The following is a 2,929-nucleotide window of genomic DNA, read 5'->3' as shown; positions in this document are numbered from 1 at the left end:
TCTAGCAGCAGGTGGAGATAATAGCTTTGGTGTAAGTGGAGGAAGTGCTGTTGGGGCTGGAGCTGGAACTGAAGCAACAGGGCCTGCTTTACCAGCAGGAAGTATAAAGATTCCTTTGTCGGCGTATAAGGGAGAAAGCACATCTTCTGCACTCTTAGACTCATTTGCCTCTTCTATACCTAACGGATATCACGTATATAGACACACTGATGGTAGAGATTATCTAACTCCTAACGATCCTACCGCTCCTAGTGCATTTGATTATAAAGAAGGCTGGTATGTAAGTAAAGATGGTAACCTTGCTATTGGTCAAGATAATGCTAAAGACCTAGCGGTAACTAGCGCGGCAAAAGCTTCAAACTATCTAGATGATGGCTCAGTAGCTAAGATAGTAGATCCTGGTCAAAATTTAAAAGTATTTGGTTCAGATACTCCAAATAATATAACAGTAGACAATGCAAAAATAACATCTGTACACTCAGGAGTTGGAAACGATAACGTTGATCTCAAAAACGGTGCAGAGACAGTAGAAATTTTTGGTGGTTCTGGAAATGATGATATAACCGTAAATAATTCTACGGTAAGTGGACGAGCTGCTAAAGATTATATGGGAGATGATACCACAGATGCTATTAGCGGTGGCGACGGTGTAGACAAGATCTCTTTACAAAACGGATCTAGAATAAACGGAAACGTATACGGTAATGCGGGAAAAGATATTATAACCGTAGATAGCGGTGCTAAAGTAGAGGGTATTATATACGGAGACACGAAGGCAAAGAACGATAAGTATGAAAAGAAAGTAAATCCAAGCTTGGATATAGAAGATAAAGGTGCCGATGCCGATACTATAACCGTAAGCGGTAGAGGAACGAGTGCAAAATTCATAGCCGGTGGAGACGGTGACGATATCATCACGGTAAAAGATGGCGCAAGGACTAATTACATCCAAGGCGACGAAGGCGGGGACACTATAACTGTAAGTGGTAAAGATGCTTATGCTGCTTACATAAATGGTAGAGGCGGCGATGATAAGATATTTGTAGAAAATGGTGCTAAAGCAGGTTATGTATGGGGTATGTGGGGAAATGACGAGATCACGGTGCGCGGTCAAGGCACTACGATACTAAAAAACGTTGAGGGTAGAGAAGATAGCGATACTATTAAAATTTTAGACGGCGCTACCGTAAACGGATACGTTAGCGGCGGACGCGGCGAAAGCCCTAGCGCATACGGCGGAGCTGCAGATTCCGATGGGAATAATATCACCGTCCAAAATGCTACCGTAAAAGGCAACGTCGAAGGCAGCACCTATGGCGGTGAGAATAAGATCACAATTTCAAATTCAAAGATCGGAGGCGATGTTTTAGGCGGAAAAGATAAGGATACGATCGATATCGACGGAGGAGCTGGCAGGGAAGGTTCTATCGGAGGTAAAATTATTAGTGGAGACGGCGACGATATCGTTACGATAAGGAATACAAATCTAAACAAAGTCGACAATGACTACAATAAAAACGTCAAGGTCGATACTGGAACTGGCAACGATACTGTAAATTTATATAACGTTACTGTAAACGATACTAATATCTGGACGAAAGAGGGCAACGATACTATAAATGCTACTGATACTACATTTAAAACAACACAAGGAACTGGAATAGGAACTGGAAGCGGTAATGATATTATAAATATAAATTCAGGGTCTAATTTCGAAAGCGGTACGCATATAAGTGCAGGCGAAGGTAATGATATTATCAATATAAATAACGGTGCTCATCTAAACGGAGGCCACATTTATGGCTACGAAGGAAACGATACTATAAATATAAATTCTGGAGCTACTTTGACGAACTCTTCTGTACGTGGAAATGAAGGTAATGACACTATAAGTATAGATAACGGAGCTAGTATAAATAATTCCGGTAATATAGCCGTAAACGGGGATGTGGGTAATGATACTTTAGTTTTGAAAAACGGAGCTTCTGCTGGATTTAATAACTTAAATTTTGAAAACAAAGTATCTCTAACCCATACAAACGGGAACGTAAATATAACCGATATGGAGGGCGATAAAACCGTGGATCTATCCCAGTTATCTGCTATAACGGATAAAAACGTAAAATCTGTAGATATGACGAGTATAAACGGCGCAAAACTAAACATCACCGCACAAGACGTGCTAGACGTCAATAAAACTACCGGTGATACTCTTACCGTAAGAGGCGATAGCGACGATACCGTTCATAAGACAGATACATCCTCATGGCAAAATAATAATGACGGAACGTATTCTACGACCGTAAATGGCGAAACGGTAAGTATTAAAATAGAAAATAACGTTACGCCGGATTTATAATATCTTGTTTAAAACCCGAGAAATTCTCGGGTTTTATTCTAAATAAAATTACTACAGTTTTTAATCTTATATTATTCTAGTAACTGTTCTAATTTTTGGCTTTAACAACTAGTTAACGTAGCAATAAAATAAGTTAGATGGTGTAGAGAATAGCAAAATAAGCAACAAAAAATAATAATATCAATCCACCTTTTATAAAAGGTATTTTCTACTACTTTTTATTTTAACTTGGGTTACACCTAAAGTGAAATATCAAATTGTAAAAGACAGCACGAGCTTAACCAATATCCTGCCATCGATTGTGGAATATGTAACGATACTATCGACTTCAATAATGTTAAAAATTTTTGATGATTAAGTTGAGTGGTCATGTTAATATAAACGAAAACGCAGTCAATAATAATGCTGAGCTTAATTTACAGGTTAGTCTTTATTGTACCCCAGTACAATAGACATATACTTCTAAAATTTATATAATTCATTCAAAATTTCAAAGACTATAAACAATAAGGAGAACATGATGGCTAAAGAAGCCGGAGTAGTTAAAAGCGTAAACGGAGGAATAGCAAG

Annotated in this window: 1 protein-coding gene; it reads left to right on the top strand. The window is 38.4% G+C overall.

What is annotated here, in order from left to right:
* A partial coding sequence (locus tag G6W45_RS09620; RefSeq protein ID WP_194168341.1) for an autotransporter outer membrane beta-barrel domain-containing protein occupies positions 1-2,359 on the top strand: 2,359 nt, incomplete at its 5' end.
* Positions 2,360-2,929: the final 570 nt, after the last annotated feature.

It is taken from the genome of Campylobacter concisus (genome assembly GCF_015229955.1).
In the GTDB taxonomy this organism is placed as follows: domain Bacteria; phylum Campylobacterota; class Campylobacteria; order Campylobacterales; family Campylobacteraceae; genus Campylobacter_A; species Campylobacter_A concisus_AT.
This window is presented reverse-complemented; position numbering and strand designations above follow the sequence as displayed.